This window comes from Flavobacterium potami (genome assembly GCF_020026915.1).
GTDB classification, from domain to species: domain Bacteria; phylum Bacteroidota; class Bacteroidia; order Flavobacteriales; family Flavobacteriaceae; genus Flavobacterium; species Flavobacterium potami.
The window spans coordinates 293,726-308,991 of sequence record NZ_JAINUY010000006.1; the positions used below are offsets into that span (position 1 = coordinate 293,726).

At 36.2% G+C, this 15,266-nt stretch carries 12 protein-coding genes; 8 read left to right on the forward strand and 4 right to left on the reverse strand.

Going from position 1 to position 15,266, the window contains the following annotated elements; all coding sequences use genetic code 11:
- Position 1: 1 nt before the first annotated feature.
- Positions 2 to 1,183, reverse strand: a complete 1,182-nt coding sequence (gene dinB / locus K6T82_RS18170) for a DNA polymerase IV (protein WP_223708780.1) — start codon at positions 1,181 to 1,183, stop codon at positions 2 to 4.
- A gap of 86 nt (positions 1,184 to 1,269) precedes the next feature.
- On the opposite strand from dinB, the gene K6T82_RS18175 reads away from it, so the two are divergent.
- From K6T82_RS18175 to K6T82_RS18185, 3 genes are all read left to right on the forward strand, one after another.
- Entirely contained in the window at positions 1,270 to 2,031 is a 762-nt protein-coding gene (locus K6T82_RS18175; RefSeq protein ID WP_223708789.1) for an XRE family transcriptional regulator, read from the forward strand.
- Positions 2,032 to 2,251: 220 nt separating this feature from the next.
- On the forward strand, positions 2,252 to 3,823 hold the full coding sequence (locus tag K6T82_RS18180; protein ID WP_223708791.1) for a MauE/DoxX family redox-associated membrane protein: 1,572 nt from the start codon (positions 2,252 to 2,254) through the stop codon (positions 3,821 to 3,823).
- A gap of 87 nt (positions 3,824 to 3,910) precedes the next feature.
- The gene (locus K6T82_RS18185; protein WP_338083352.1) at positions 3,911 to 4,168 is read left to right on the forward strand and encodes a hypothetical protein; all 258 of its coding nucleotides are present in this window, start codon (positions 3,911 to 3,913) and stop codon (positions 4,166 to 4,168) included.
- 52 nt (positions 4,169 to 4,220) lie between these two features.
- On the opposite strand, the gene K6T82_RS18190 is transcribed toward K6T82_RS18185, so the two are convergent.
- From K6T82_RS18190 to K6T82_RS18200, 3 genes are read right to left on the reverse strand one after another with little or no spacing between them, the layout of a single operon-like run.
- Positions 4,221 to 6,803 carry a prolyl oligopeptidase family serine peptidase gene (locus K6T82_RS18190; protein ID WP_223708795.1) on the reverse strand — a complete coding sequence of 861 codons (2,583 nt, stop codon included), beginning with the start codon at positions 6,801 to 6,803 and terminating at the stop codon, positions 4,221 to 4,223.
- Positions 6,804 to 6,853: 50 nt separating this feature from the next.
- Positions 6,854 to 8,218, reverse strand: coding sequence for a RagB/SusD family nutrient uptake outer membrane protein (locus K6T82_RS18195; protein ID WP_223708797.1), 1,365 nt, complete (start codon positions 8,216 to 8,218; stop codon positions 6,854 to 6,856).
- A 10-nt stretch (positions 8,219 to 8,228) separates the two neighbouring features.
- Positions 8,229 to 11,249 carry a SusC/RagA family TonB-linked outer membrane protein gene (locus K6T82_RS18200; protein WP_223708820.1) on the reverse strand — a complete coding sequence of 1,007 codons (3,021 nt, stop codon included), beginning with the start codon at positions 11,247 to 11,249 and terminating at the stop codon, positions 8,229 to 8,231.
- Between the two features lie 668 nt (positions 11,250 to 11,917).
- Between K6T82_RS18200 and K6T82_RS18205 the strand changes: the two genes are divergently transcribed.
- From K6T82_RS18205 to K6T82_RS18225, 5 genes are all read left to right on the forward strand, one after another.
- Complete coding sequence (locus K6T82_RS18205; RefSeq protein WP_223708822.1) at positions 11,918 to 12,397, forward strand: helix-turn-helix domain-containing protein; 480 nt, start codon at positions 11,918 to 11,920, stop codon at positions 12,395 to 12,397.
- A 328-nt stretch (positions 12,398 to 12,725) separates the two neighbouring features.
- Entirely contained in the window at positions 12,726 to 13,142 is a 417-nt protein-coding gene (locus K6T82_RS18210; RefSeq protein WP_223708824.1) for an SHOCT domain-containing protein, read from the forward strand.
- Positions 13,143 to 13,152: 10 nt separating this feature from the next.
- Complete coding sequence (locus K6T82_RS18215) at positions 13,153 to 14,175, forward strand: hypothetical protein (RefSeq protein ID WP_223708827.1); 1,023 nt, start codon at positions 13,153 to 13,155, stop codon at positions 14,173 to 14,175.
- 87 nt (positions 14,176 to 14,262) lie between these two features.
- Entirely contained in the window at positions 14,263 to 14,679 is a 417-nt protein-coding gene (locus K6T82_RS18220; protein ID WP_223708829.1) for a hypothetical protein, read from the forward strand.
- A 38-nt stretch (positions 14,680 to 14,717) separates the two neighbouring features.
- On the forward strand, positions 14,718 to 15,233 hold the full coding sequence (locus K6T82_RS18225) for a hypothetical protein (protein ID WP_223708831.1): 516 nt from the start codon (positions 14,718 to 14,720) through the stop codon (positions 15,231 to 15,233).
- Positions 15,234 to 15,266 lie beyond the last annotated feature (33 nt).

Sequence of the window (15,266 nt, forward strand, 5' to 3'; positions counted from 1 at the left end):
CTTATTTTTTTCTTTTTAATATTTCATCCTTATTGTTGGGCTTTAATGTCGCCCCGCCTCCCCGCATTACTGCATCAAAACCGTAGCGGGTCTTCATTCTGTCCATTGCTTGATATAGGGAAAGCATTTCTTCCGTGTCTTCAAACATATTGATTTGGTATGTTCCCCTTACAAGGCTACTGAACCGGATTCCTATAAGTCTTAGCCTCATTCTGCGCTGGTAGAGTTTATTGAACAAATCTGTCACATTTTTTATCAGGATATGATCGGCAGAAGTATATTGTACGCGGCATTGTTTGGTTTCGGTATCAAAATTGGCGTAGCGAATCTTGATTACTACCGTTGAAGTAAGCCAGCCTTCTGAACGGAGCTGAAAAGCCAATTTCTCCACCATACCTTGAAGTAGCCTTTTGAGTTTTTCAATATCTATAGTATCCTGTGAAAAGGTATGTTCTGTAGAAATTGATTTGCGTTCAGTGTATGGCTCGACAGGCGCATTATCTATACCATTCGCTTTTTTCCATAATTCGATACCGTTCTTGCCAATCATCTGCTGAAGAACCTCCGCAGGCATTTCTGAAAGTGTCTTGATATTTCTGACACCGATTCGGGATAATAACTGAAAAGTTGCATCGCCTACCATCGGTATTTTTTTTATGGATAGTGGATTCAGAAAAGGCTTCACCATATGTTCAGGGATCTCAAGGTTCCCCTTGGGTTTACCTTCACCTGTAGCAATTTTAGATACTGTCTTGTTAACCGATAAAGAGAAACTGATAGGCAATCCCGTCTCCTTTGTAACGGATTGGGCAAGTTCATTGGTCCAGGTATAGGAACCGTAGAATTTATCCATGCCGGTAATGTCCAAATAAAATTCATCGATGCTGGCCTTCTCCATGACGGGTGCTTTTTCTTCGATAACTTCGGTTACAGCATGGGATAATTTGGAGTATAATTCCATATCACCTTTCATTACTTTTGCCTGTGGGCAAAGCCGCAATGCCATCTTAATTGGCATTGCCGAACGCACGCCGAAGGTTCGCGCTTCATAGGAACATGATGCAACAACACCTCTTTCACCACCCCCGATAATTAGTGGTATGCCATTCAAACCAGAATTAGTCAGCCTTTCGCAGGACACAAAGAATGTGTCCAGATCCATGTGCACAATTGCTCTTCCCATATCCTTCATTTTTGTACCTGACAAAATTAGCACAGATTGTAACAAAATTATTTATATTTGCTGTTACAAATCATAACAAAAGCACTATGTCTTTATTTTCCGATAACATTAGGAGTCTAAGGTTAAAAAAGAAAATTTCCCAAGAAAAGCTCGCTGAAACCCTTCTAATAACGCGAGGGCGGTATGTGAAGTACGAAGATGGAACTTCTGAAGCTCCATATGAAATATTAAAGAGGATATCACAGTATTACGAGGTCAGTATCGACATCCTGCTCTGCGCAGATGTTCGGAAAATTAAAATGGATGATCTGGTCAAACTTGAAAATAACAGGCTGCTGCTTCCCGTTATGGTCGGCAATGATGGGGAAAATTTTATTGAAATTGTCACTCAGAAAGCAAAGGCCGGTTATATGAATGGATATTCAGATTCTGAATATATCGAAAGCCTGCCGCGAATATCACTCCCTTTTTTGGGACCCGGTCTTCACAGGGGATTTACAGTTGAAGGAGATTCTATGCCTCCGCATGAGGACGGGGATGTTATTGTTGGCAGATATGTTGAAAGTCTGAATGAGTTAAAAGCCGGCAGAACATATATAATCATTACAAATAGCGAGGGTATAGTCTACAAAAGATTGGGTAAGGATAAAAATAATGTCCTTCTATTGGAATCTGATGAGTCCTTTTACTCAGCTTATGAAGTCGAGACATCTGAAATTGAACAGATATGGGAATTCAAATGTAACTTGGGAAAAAAGGACACTAAGCGGCAAAACGTTATTCCAGGTAGCGTGGAAGAAATGTTTATAGAATTAAAGAATGGCATTCGCAGGTTAGAACGAAAATGACATTACAATATTTAGAAAAAGGCTGACATATGTCGGCCTTTTTTTTATGAAATAAGTAAAATGGATCGTTTTTTACAAATTTTGGATCGTTTTTTACATCAATCCTTTCCGATAATACAAATAATTTAGCACTGTTAAAATATTAAATAACAGCATGTTGAATTCTGGATTGCGATAAACTTATTTAATCCAAAATTGCCATTAACTAAAATGGAAGAATATGAGACTATCTATATCATTAAAAAAAATAATTGTTGAAATAATTTGCTTCCTATTGATTGCACTATTTATATATGCAGCAGTAAGCAAACTTTTAGATTTCAAAAATTTTCAAGCACAATTAGGGCAATCTCCGTTATTGAGTGCCTATACAGGATTTATTTCTTTCGCAGTAATAATACTTGAGATAATAATCGCATTATTACTTTCAATACCTAAGACTAGGTTAATAGGACTATTTGGGGCATTCAGTTTAATGGTTATGTTTACGGCATATATTTTAATTATTACAAATTATAGCTATTATGTTCCTTGTTCTTGCGGTGGTATTTTGCAAAACATGGAGTGGAAGGGGCACCTAGTGTTTAATATTTGTTTTACTATCTTTTCAATAATAGCTGTTTTTTTTCAAATAGACTCACAACGCACACATACAGAATTTCCTCAATATTCTTTTAATAAAATGCGTGGATATTTGCGATTACAATCGCCGGTATTTATTTTAGGTTTAATTGCGCTCATAAGTGTTGCAACTATCTGTGTCTTGTATATTTATTCTGAACATGCAATGCATAATGAGAATCCATTCATTAGAAGATATGTTCAAGGAACAGCTATTAAAGAAGAAGAACAAGACATAAAAAGCAATCATTTATATTTTGCCGGATATTCTGGAAGCGATATTTTACTAGGAGATAATAAAGCCCCTTTGCATATACTCGCTTATGATTCTGTGCTAAAACCTATTAATCATTTTAAAATAAAACTTTCGCGTGATGATTTTCCTTTTCGCTCTGTTCAGGTAAGGATTATGGAACCAAATTTTTATTTGACCGATGGAACTGTCCCCGTAATATACAAAGGTAATATTTCTGATTGGAAAGCATCCATAGTCTCAAATACACCACAAATACCGTATTTCTCAAAAATCGAAATTATAGATTCTTTATCATTGGTATACCGAAAACGTAATCCAACGGACCTTGATAATATTTTAGGAACTTTTCATATAAATTCTGACCGTTTTGACAATCCAGCTCCAAATTTATTACAAAAGCAAATTGATGGCTTTTTTGATACTGATGGAACTATGCATTACGATAATGAGACTAAAAAGTTTGTCTATACTTATTTCTATAGAAATCAATTTATTGTAACCGATCAGTACTTAAATCTATTATATCGTGGTAAGACTATTGATACAACTTCCCATGCAAATATTAAGGTTGCATTTATAAAAGAAACAGGAGAAAGGAAACTCGCTTCAACTCCAAATATAGTTAACAATTTAAGTGCAATCTCGGGGAATCTTCTATTTGTTAATTCAAGACTAATGGGACGTTACGAAGCAGTCGACATGTGGGAAACTGCTTCAATTGTCGATATATATGACCTGAATAATGGGAAATACTTGTCAAGCATCTACCTCTATAATGTTGAAAAATCAAAAGTAAACGATATTATTATTGTGGGATCAAATCTTTACACCATTGTAGGACATTATATGCACCGTTATAAATTAAATAAACAATTAATTAACGGCGAGAAAAAAAACAAATATAAACAGGAGTGAGATCGAAAACCTGTAAAAGAGTAGATCATTTTTTTTAATTTAAATTTTTTTATTATGAAAACATCAGTAAAAATTCTGTTGCCAGTAATGGCATTTGCACTTGCAAGTGCAGGAGCAGTTAGTAGTAATTCTGCTAAAGTAAACAAGGTCAAATCGACAAGCGGAGTTATCATTCCTGCGTTTATTCAAAATCCATCATCAACTTCCTGTTTGGACGTAACCGCGGATTGTTCTACAACAAACACTCACGTTAATTGTATGTCAATCGAACAGCCGGCAAAACGCGCCTATTTGAAAAACAGCTTGGACAGATGTGCTACCGAGCTATGGCAAAATCCACAGTAGTAAAAAAAGAGACATGCTGTTTTCCGACGAAAACAGCATGTCTTTAACAGTCTTAAAGATTGACATTCATCCAAGGTTTTGGACATTCATCCTTAAGATAGTATCCAAACCAATCCTCAATTTTTCTTGTCAAATCTTCTTGATTATCACTTTTGGAAAGAATGTGTCCGTCATCTGGATAAACAAGCATAACATTTTTTTTTCCTAATCTTCTGAGTGCCAAAAAAAATTCTTTTCCCTGAGTTGGCTGGACATTTTCATCTAGTGCGCCCTGCCATGTTAATATTGGCGTTCCAATATTGTCCGCATGAAATATTGGGCTGTTTTTGAAATAAGCCTCTTTATCATGATAAAAGGATTTGCCCATTCTGTATTGTTGATTTTCGTATCGCCAAGATTCTCCCATATTGTTATTGGTATTTATAGTAAAATAATGACTTATATTGTCAGACACGGCTGAGCCACTAACGGCTGTTGCAAATATTCCCGTTTGAGTAATTATAAAGTTGACCTCATAGCCGCCAAACGAATGTCCAATTAACCCGACTCTTTTTTTATCAACTAATCCTATAGATAACACCTTTTCGACCGCAGAGGACACGCATTCATATGCTGAAATTCCCGTATTTCCAATCTCATATGCAATATCTGGCAACAAGACAAAATAACCTTTGGAAGTTAAGTTGCTAATATTAAATCCCATTACATTGTGTAATGACGGATTTACATATTCATTTTTAGCTTCGGATACAGTGGAATAAATATAAACAATCATTGGGTATTTTTTTTCAGGACTATAGCCTGCTGGATAGAATAATGAAGCATTTAAAGTTTTCTTTTTTTTATTTTCAAAATGAATCATTTTAGATTGTCCCCACTGAAAGTTTTTTTGATGTACATTACTCAGTGCAAGAATAGTATTTTTTGAATTTTGTTTGTCTCTAAAAATCAATGCGGGAGAATTATTAAACGTTTGTTGCAGATAGACAACGGTTTTGTTATTCTTTGATGAAAGTAAATTTTTTATTGCACAATCATTTGAAGTAAATTTTTCAATACCTTTTTTTAATTTAAGAATGTAATATCCTGAATTTGCGGTAGCTGTTTCAATGCCTTTTACAATTAAGGACTTGGTTAGATCGAAGCTGGCGGCAGTTATGCTTGAGTAATTAGAGCTAATATTATTTGTGGCACAAGCACTATCTAACCTGTACTTTATCCCTTCCTCTTTTCCATAAGTCAATCTGTGACATTGTAAGCTGTTAATAGAAGCAATCCAGATATCGTAACTATCATAGAGCAAAAGTGATTTTCCATCAGTGCTCCATCCTGCTATACCCCAGACTTGTACCTCATTACCAGGATCAGCCGATTGACTATCCCATTGAGTTTCAACGAGAGAAGTGAGTTTGTATCTAGTTTCATTTAATATATTATAAATCCACCAATCATTATTTCGATAATAAGCTATATATCTCCCATCGGGAGAATAACTTAGATTATTAGCATAGCCACTATGCTTATCCAGAAACAGCTTTCTATTTCCTGATTTTAGATCGACTAAATAATAGTCCATATCAGCTATCCATTTATATTGTGGCTCATATTGTAAACGATCTGCTATCAAAGCATATTGCTGATCGCCAGTGAGGGCAATCCATGATACATCTTGTGAATTAATTGGGAAAGTAAAATTATTCTCAGGCCACCAGATGCCTACTGATTGAAAATAATCTTGTGGACTTTCCGTTCTCGGAGTATATAGACTTTTATCATTAGTATTCCAGATTTCAACCTTTCCATTAATTGTCTTCTTTACCATAGTTGTCGACATTCCGAAAAAAACTCTCTTTCCGTCATCAGAAATGGATAACCTTACATTGCTACTAGCATTAACTTTAGATAAATTAGCTTCTTTGCAATTACCTATAAAATGAAGCTCCTTAGATTTTAAATGATAGTAATAAAGCATGTCCTCATCTCTTTCAGAATCATTCCGCCTAACGTAAAACGCTAGTGCAAGAGCTGTAGCATTCCATGTAAGAGTTGTAACAGATCCTGTCAAATCCTTTGCAATAACGTAAGAATTCAAATTGTTTTTAAAATCAATTCTCAATACAGCATTGAGCCCCATTTGCCTTGTAACATAGACTATACTTTTTTTATTGGGATCAAATTTATATGTTATCACGTCTTTTACAATTCGTGAAATTTTACCGTCTTTATCATAAATGGTTAAATTAGAACCGTCTCCATTGTTTTTCTGCGAAATAATTAAATATTCTGCATCCCATGAAAAATCAAACTGATTTACAAAATTTATGAATCTTCTATTTCCCTTTACTAAATCAAGTACGACAAGTGTATCACTTCTGAGGTACGCAAATGAATGTTCACTTCCAAAAATGCCTGATTTTGCATTTGGGCAGACATAATTAATATCTTTATGTGTATGTTTAACAAATAATGTGTCTGTTTCGGATTCATAGGTTTTACTGAAACTAACCCACTTACCTTCGTCAGATATTTTCTCTGGACGCAAGGTACTCCAAAGGTGATAATCACTTTCGGTTACCATTCTTTTTGACAATACCTGAGCCATGGCGGGACAAGGTAATAATCCAAGAATAGACATAGTAATCACACTATAAAGGTATATCGAATAGTGTTTATAAGCATTTACCATTAGTACCCTGGATTTTGAGGTTGAAGATTCGGGTTCAGTAGAAGCTCACCATCTGGTAGTGGCCATAACATATCGTTATGATCCCACCCTGGCTTAGTTAATGACAAGACATCATCAAGATGTCCTGTTCTTTTTAAATCAAAAAAACGATGCCCAAATTCAGTAAATAATTCATGTTTTCGTTCTTCTAACAAGGCGCTGATAATTTCAACCTGTGTTGTTGCTTGGGTATCGGCTAGTCCCGCTCTGTTACGTATTCTGTTCAGGTCATCCTTTGCTCCCGGAATTTCACCTTGCATTGCTCTTGCTTCAGCTCTAATTAAGTACTGTTCAGCAAGTCTCAATACTATAGAGTATTCTTGTGAAGTCCCTGTGTTAGATCGTTGTTTATATTTGTACGTATGATACCATATATTAGCTCCATTAGTAACTTCCTTAATCCAGTGTGTTCTTCTATTATCACCATTTTCAAAGGACTGAACAAAAGAAGGGGATAAACCAACAGAAGGAGGTGGTCCCGTTAAAAAAATAAAGATTGATCCTTCATTAGTGTTTAAGCCTTCTAGTTTAGGTTTAAATTGCCAAATAGTCGTTGAGCTTTCTCTCAGAAAGATATTATCAAGATTAGTATCCCAGCTATATTCAGGGTTGTCTATTACTATAGAAGCTTCATTTGCAGCTTGCTGCCAATTACCATGATACAAATAGACCCTTGCAAGTAATGCATGTGCGGCAGCTTTATTTGGACGTACTCTTTCATCAGTAATATAAGCTTCTGGCAAAAGTATTGCGGCCTCATCGAGATCACTAATAATGTTTTCATAGACAGATTCAACAGACATTCTTGACACCATTCTGTTGACTGTGTAATCTGTGGTCGTTACGTAGGGAATGTTGCCATATAGATTTACAAGATAAAAATGAATAATAGCTCGAACGAATAACGCCTCGCCCCTAAATTGATTGCGTACTTCTGATGGTAATGAAGCGGAATTGCCTATCCCTTCTAATACGGCATTGGCTCCATAAACTTGTCTATAACTATTAGTCCAAATAGAAGCTGATGTTGGGCTAGTTCCCAACATTGTATTGTTAAATTCCGAATTTGGTGTTGTGGCATAATAAGTAAGCTCATCGGCATATAATCCAAGTGTGTAGGATAGACCTAGCCCTTGTCCATTCAGTATACCGCTGTCTCTAAGCTTGGCGTACACGTCAGCCATCGCAGCATTAACAGTATTCACATCCGAATATACTATATTACCGGGTAATTGCGATGCAGGCGAATCGACTTCGACAAAACTGTCGCATCCTATTAAAGAAAGGAATATTGCACTGTACAGTATGATTTTTAACTTTTTCATATATCGGAATTTAAAATGTTAATTGTATACCGGCGGTATAAAGTTTTAAAGGTGGTAGATATGCTGCATAAGCTAATTCTGGATCTCCGTTATTATAAGAGGTAAAAGTCAGCAGATTTTGCCCCTGTATAAATAGTTTGCACTTTAACTTATTTAAGGTTGGCAGTGGTAGATCGTACATTAGTGAAATGTTCTTCAATCTTATATATGAAGCATCAATAATTGCTGCATCACTATTACTATATTTAAAATATGCTCCTACAACATCACTATTGTCTCCACTTGTATAAGGTTGGTAAGGAGCTTGATCCCCTGGTTGTTGCCAATGTTGTGTTACATTGCTTAGTTGATTTCCAAAATCTCCTGGGCTGCTAGGATAATATCCGAAATTCTTCTGTTTGACAAATTGGAAAAGGAAATCCAACTGAAGCCCTTTATATGTAATTTGATTTTGAAAACCACCAAAATACTTTGGGGTCAAATCTGCTATCTCTGTTAAATCATTTGAGGCTGTAACAACACCATCACCGTTAGCATCTGCGAATTCGTAGATGCCGGTATTAGTATTCATACCCAAATAATTGTAGACTTTTCTAATATTTATTGATTGTCCGATAACATATCTGTTTCTATAAGTGGAGGTAGCTAGACCTGGAAAAGCAATCAATTTATTTCTGTTAGCAGATATATTTATATTGGTGATCCATGAAAAATCTTTGCCTTGAAAATTTATAGTTCGGAGGGTGACTTCAAGTCCACTGTTTTGTACGGTTGCCCCAAGATTGGCGGTTAACGAAGGGAATCCCGTAGTTGCTGGCAAGGGTATTCCTACCAACTGATCTGATGAACGATTTAAATAATAGCTACTGGTTAGATATAAACGATCATTTAAGAAACCAGTTTCTAAGGCAATTTCAAATTTTTTGTTAGATTCCCAACCAAATGCAGGATTATATAATCTTGATGGCTGTAACCCATTTACACCCTGATAGTTTCCGCCACTGGACGTATAGGTATCTAAAAATTGATAATCGCCAATCTGATCGTTTCCAGTAACTCCATAGCTTGCCCGTAGTTTACCAAAACTTAGTATTTTATTGTTTGTCAAGAAAGATGCCGAAGAAAAAATCCAAGCAGCTCCGATAGCTCCAAAGTTTGCAAATTGCCTCCCTGGTCCAAACCTACTTGAGCCATCTCGTCTACCAGTTACGTTAATTATATATCTTTTATTCAAATTATAATTTATGCGGGCAAAAAAAGCCTGATATCTATATACAGTTTCATCACTTAAAGCAACACTAGTCAAAGCAGCTGATGTCATGTCGTGTATTAAAGCATTGCTTGAAAAGTCAGAACCTAGCTGATACATTCTACTTGTAATCTGATTCTGAAAAGTACCGCCCACCAACGCATCAAATTGACTATTACCTAAAGTCAATCTATAATTTAATTGCGGTTCAATGATCCACGATTGACGATCGGTTAAACTGTTGTAAAGCGCAGAATCATGACTTGTTAATCCGTAAGCCGGATCATACATAGTTGAAGGTTCTGTCTTACTTTCATTATTTGAAAGATCTGTAAACCCAAGATTTGTTTTAAATTGAAGTTCTGGCAGAAAATTATACGACAAAACAGCATTCGCATTGAGAGTATTTATTTTAGCAATAAATTCGCCTTTTAGTACACCTAGTGGATTAGTCCAAGTACTATTTTCCCAATTTAATTCTCCATCAGAGGTATACAAAGCTGGGGCATTCGGAGCGAGTGTTCGTGAGATTGATGCTAAGTCAACAGTCGGTTGCTTATTTTTTTGTGACGTATACCCAGAAGAAAATTGTAACTTAAATTTTTGGTCTTCACTCCTATGATTCATACTAAAATGAACAGAACCTTTCCCATAATTAAAATCACCTGGCATTACCGTAGTTTCGGTACGGTAAGTTCCACTTAGTAAGTACTGTGTTGCTGAACCACCCCCTGAAACTGATGCCTGCAAATTATGAATTTCTGATGTTCCTCCAATCAGTTCTTTCTGCCAATCCGTATAGCGGTTTTGATCCCACGTGCCGTTCACATCATAAGCATATTCGGGGAACTCTGTATAGCCATCATTAGCAAATGCTTCTCTACGCATAGCCAAATATTGTTGAGTGTTCATTAGATCTAGCATACGTGTTACAGTTCCATAAGAGGTAAATGTATTAACAGCAAAAGTTGTTTTCTCACCACGTCCTTTTTTCGTGGTAATGAGCACAACCCCATTGGCTCCTCGCGATCCATATATTGCGGTTGCATCTGCATCTTTTAGAACTTCAATACTCTCTATATCGCCGGGATTGATTGAATTTAAAGGACTCGTTAGAGACGGATTACCATTATATGTTTGATTTGATCCGATGGTTTCACTTGAAAAAGGCACACCATCAATTATATATAAGGGTTCGTTACCATCTGCACGCAGACTATTGATCCCCCTAATCTTTATTTGAAAAGCTCCTCCTGGTGCTCCGCTGTCCTGAATAATTTCCACACCAGCCATTCTTCCCTGCATTGTGGCAAGCACATTTGTCACTGGCTGCGTTTCTATATCTTTTGCGGTTATTCTGGCAATACTTCCTGTTCGCTCTTTCTCTTTTACCGAATAATATCCCGCATTAATAGTCACCTCCTTAAGTTGAGTGCTGTCTTCGACTAATACTATGTTAAATGATATTTTATTTCCGATTAGGATTTCCTTTGTGGCATATCCGATAAATGAAAAGACAAGTATGTCCGTAGAGTTAGCCGTAATTGAAAAATTTCCTTTTTCGTCTGCTACGGTTGAAATGGTAGTACCTTTGATCATGACCGTTACACTTGGGAGCGGTCCCAGAGCATCAGAAACGGTACCTGTAATTTGCTGCTGTGATTGCTTTGTGTAGCTTCGAAACGTTAGTTCGTTTGCAATAATTTGGTTTGAAAGCAACAGCACAAAAATAAAAATGCAAAGACAGGAAGGCCTGCCTTTGTTTAATGAAAGATTTTTCATAATTTTAGATAGGATTAAAATTGAACGAAAGTTTGGTTTTCTCTCGCCTTCTATGCAAGTTTCCACGCGCGCATTAGAAGGCTTTTCTTGTTAATTAATTCACCATAGGCATAATTTGGTTTTTTGGTTATTTTAATAAGTCAATAGATTGTTGTATGGATTGAAAACCTGCGGCTTTGCAGGGAAAATTATATCGCTGCTGATAGTAAAATTACCCAGCCCTTCCATCGACTAACTCAATTGGAATACCAGTACGGGCCAGGCATCTTAAAAATGAAAATAAAGAAACTACAACATACGCAAACCGGTTAAAGGTTAGACAGAAACTGTTGCGATCTTTTTAAATATCGAGAAGTAGCTTTGAGAAGTTGAGTTGTAGCCAAAAAAAAGAGGCGCGGGTACTCAGCTTATCGCTCACGAGGTACTGGTATACCCACACGCAAATAAGTGAGCCCACGCCCTTTAAGGCGTGAGCATTGGCACTTATCGTCTCGCGTGTTTAAAAATTACCAGTTTTCGTGAACGAGATTCAAAGCGAATGCTTCAAATATTTTCAAATGAAGTATCGCAAATTTAACTATTAAAATCAAATATAAAAAAAAAATATATGACTACAAAATTTCATTTGAAGATATTTTTTGTCGTCTAATGAATTTGTCAATTTGGATATGGCTAGATATAAAAATGAAAAGCTATTAAAAGCTTTAGGTGAAAGGATAAAAGCTCGCAGAATCCAAGCGGAGCTTGAGATTGAAGATTTGGCTGCAATGACGGGATTTACATATAATACAATTTCAAATATCGAGAATGGACTTGAAACATATATTTCATACTTCATCCAAATATGTTTTGCAATAGGGATTCACCCAAAAGAAATTTTGGATATTGAACTAGAAATAAAGCCAAGATATGCGCTAACTCCTGATAGACAAGAAAAGTCAAGATTAACAAAAAGAATCAAAACTTATATACAAAAGGATTACTTTAAAGAGGAAAGGTCAACTCGAGAAGTGACTGAAAAATTGAACGCAGATTACAAATTAAATTTTCTTTCTAAAAATGTTTCTGTTATATTAAACAGACTTACCAAGGAGAATACTTTAAAGGTAATAAAGAAAGAAGGTAAAAATTTTTACACTAAGAAATAGTAGAGAATACCCAAACTACTATTTTTAAATTAGTTAAGTTTTTGTATCTTTCAGACTACAAATCAACATAGTGGGTATTCTCTTTAGCTCAATCTTCTAGCCATTTTTTAATTGCAGCATGATTTGCATACCCACTTATGCTAAATTCATGCCTATGACTGGACTTGACCTTACCATTAAAAAACATTGGACTGTATATATAATACCCGGAATTATAATTCTCGTGGCTTTATTTTTTGTTTATCTGTCTTTCGGAGTTACGACTAAGTGGATTTCTATCAGCCTTCTGGTGTTTGCTTCCATTGTCGCCTTATCAAAAATATTAACCGTGCTCAATCTCGCAAGTGTCCGCTGGTCATTTAATGGAGGTGAACTTCGTGTGACCAAAGGATTTCTGCCGTGGAATAAGACGCACATCCAAATTCCAATTTTCGACATCTATGATTCGAGCGTTTCCAGCGGTTTTATGGGACATTATCTCAATTTTGCACATATCAGCATCCGTAGAACTGAAGGTATGACCTCACAGCTGAGCGAATCGTATCTTGCAAAGGCTGCAGGCTTTTCATCTGTCCTGAACAAATTTGTACAGGATTATAAAAAAGATCAAAGTTTTGTCAATAAAAATCCAGCACAAACAAGTGATGTGGGATTGGAACTGCAAAGACTTGTAGATCTTAAAAATACAGGCGTGCTTAACGAAGAGGAGTTTGAAAGACTGAAAAGAAAACTGATCGATTCCTAAATCTGCGGCAGTGACCGCAGTGGCATCCTTTGCAAAAGATACAGCGGAGTGCGGGGGAGCCGCACCTGTAAAAATAAATTTCCATACTAATAAAAGATATACAACAAAATCCCATATGGACAAATATGAAGCATTTGAAAAATTAAAGGAATATGCAAAGGACTTATCATCGGTATCGTATGAGCAGGTTTATGATCTGCTGAAAAACGGAATCCAGTATATACCAATTCCTTTGGCAAAAGTTAGGAAACACGCGCATATTGACCGCGTAAGACCGAATAAAGGGGGCGCTCTTTATGAACACATCGACCATCTGGGATATATTAAAGACAAGGAAGTCATAGACAAATACCTTACTTCTTTCGGGCGTGCCAACTGTCCGCATCAGGTTATGTTTTACGGCGCATTGGAAACTTCGCTGATCGATAAACAAAGACTTACCGCCATCGCTGAAACATCTGACATATTCCGGGAGAATAAGGATTGTCCAGAAGGCAAATACTACACAGTGAGCAGATGGGAAACCCAAGAGGAATTTCTGATCGTTGAAGTAGTTTTTTCTGAATTTGCCTTGAATAATAATCCCGATATAAGAAGGTCTTTTGATAAGCAGAAAGAAATGCTTAAAAGCCACGGACTGGAAGAAAAGGAGCTAATTTTTCATTTGGACTTCCTGAAGTTTATCAGTGAAGAATTTTCCAAAAAAGTAACTAGTCAAGAAGATTACAAAATAAGTGCAGCCTATACAAATATTGCCCTGCTACATCCCGAAGTAAACGGTATTTCCTACCCAAGCGTCCAGACGGAATATTTCGGCGTGAATATAGTGCTGACCCCTGAGGCAGTTGATAAATATCTGGTTCCAAAAATCTGCAGCACCCAGATTGTGTACAGAAATGGACTAAAAACCCTTATTGTCAACGGCGAGAATTATTGTGATGCAATTGATGTAACCACAAATATTTTTTGGAAAGAACATGACAAATCAATTTTGACTGACAAAGGAGAAGTTGCCAAACATCTAAATTCCTAAGAGCCGAGTTTAATATTGCTTTTTGTGCATTTAGCTGCCAAACGTTAGACAATTCCTTAGTATATCAAAATTAAATAATAAAAATTCATGCTCCTACAAAAACCAATATGGCACAAGCGCCTTTCAAATATAGATCTGAAGCAACAGCCGAACCAACTAGACGACAAATATGTAAACAATGGCTTTCATATTTATAAATCTTCATGGGGCGATCTAAGAAAAGTACTAAATCCTCACTTTGCCACAATTTTTTCAGGAAACAGTCTCTACTCGAAACATCAGGATAAAGATAAACTTGACAAGATAGTTGAAAATTGGAATTCCGGTATCGCTCTAATACCCCCCATGTTAATCCATTTGCCCGATAATACACTTTTTCCTGCCGATGGCAAGCATCGAATGAAAGCTGCCTTTATTGGTGATCGATCAGAAATATATTTTATACTGTTTGACATAGATTTGCTATCTATTAATAAGTATTTCAAACCTGAACTGGTAGAATAAACCTTAACTGGTAGAATAAACCTTAACCATTTTAATTTATGAGCAGTCAAATTAACCAATTTATCAAAGAAGTTGAAAAAGCAATGTTGTTGCTTAACAAAAAATTTTCACATGAATTTAAGTTCCTGGACATCCAACTGGCACTGGCAGAACATTATGGGTATAGTCCCGAAGACAGTACCAAAACCGCATCACACAATCTTACAGCTGATAAGATTTTCGAAATACTGAAGGATCATGATTTTAAATTACCAGACGAATCTGAAACGGTAGAACTGGACGAATCAATCCTGCCTGAAGGTGCGCTTCAAAGGCTTGACGAACAGACAATCAAGAGCAAAGGGGAAATATGGGTTATCCACAAATATGACAAGGATCCGTTTCCTTCAAATCCTCATGCGCACAATGAACAAACGGGCCAGAAACTGGACTTAAGCAATGGTGATCTTTATGATGGCAAGAATAATTATCAGGGAAAAAATATTTCAAAAAAAGATCTTTTACTATTGAGAAGCAAAGTTAAAAAGATCGCACTGCCAACATTATCAGTTTAATTGCGAGCTGTTAACGCGGACTACAACAACATT

What these genes read in the sequence shown, in the direction of transcription:
- K6T82_RS18205 (WP_223708822.1), top strand. Translation starts at nt 11,918, where the DNA reads ATGGCTAGATATAAAAATGAAAAGCTATTAAAAGCTTTAGGTGAAAGG.
- K6T82_RS18175 (WP_223708789.1), top strand. Translation starts at nt 1,270, where the DNA reads ATGTCTTTATTTTCCGATAACATTAGGAGTCTAAGGTTAAAAAAGAAA.
- K6T82_RS18180 (WP_223708791.1), top strand. Translation starts at nt 2,252, where the DNA reads ATGAGACTATCTATATCATTAAAAAAAATAATTGTTGAAATAATTTGC.
- K6T82_RS18195 (WP_223708797.1), bottom strand. Translation starts at nt 8,218, where the DNA reads ATGAAAAAGTTAAAAATCATACTGTACAGTGCAATATTCCTTTCTTTA.
- K6T82_RS18190 (WP_223708795.1), bottom strand. Translation starts at nt 6,803, where the DNA reads ATGTCTATTCTTGGATTATTACCTTGTCCCGCCATGGCTCAGGTATTG.
- dinB (WP_223708780.1), bottom strand. Translation starts at nt 1,183, where the DNA reads ATGGGAAGAGCAATTGTGCACATGGATCTGGACACATTCTTTGTGTCC.
- K6T82_RS18185 (WP_338083352.1), top strand. Translation starts at nt 3,911, where the DNA reads ATGGCATTTGCACTTGCAAGTGCAGGAGCAGTTAGTAGTAATTCTGCT.
- K6T82_RS18200 (WP_223708820.1), bottom strand. Translation starts at nt 11,249, where the DNA reads ATGAAAAATCTTTCATTAAACAAAGGCAGGCCTTCCTGTCTTTGCATT.
- K6T82_RS18225 (WP_223708831.1), top strand. Translation starts at nt 14,718, where the DNA reads ATGAGCAGTCAAATTAACCAATTTATCAAAGAAGTTGAAAAAGCAATG.
- K6T82_RS18220 (WP_223708829.1), top strand. Translation starts at nt 14,263, where the DNA reads ATGCTCCTACAAAAACCAATATGGCACAAGCGCCTTTCAAATATAGAT.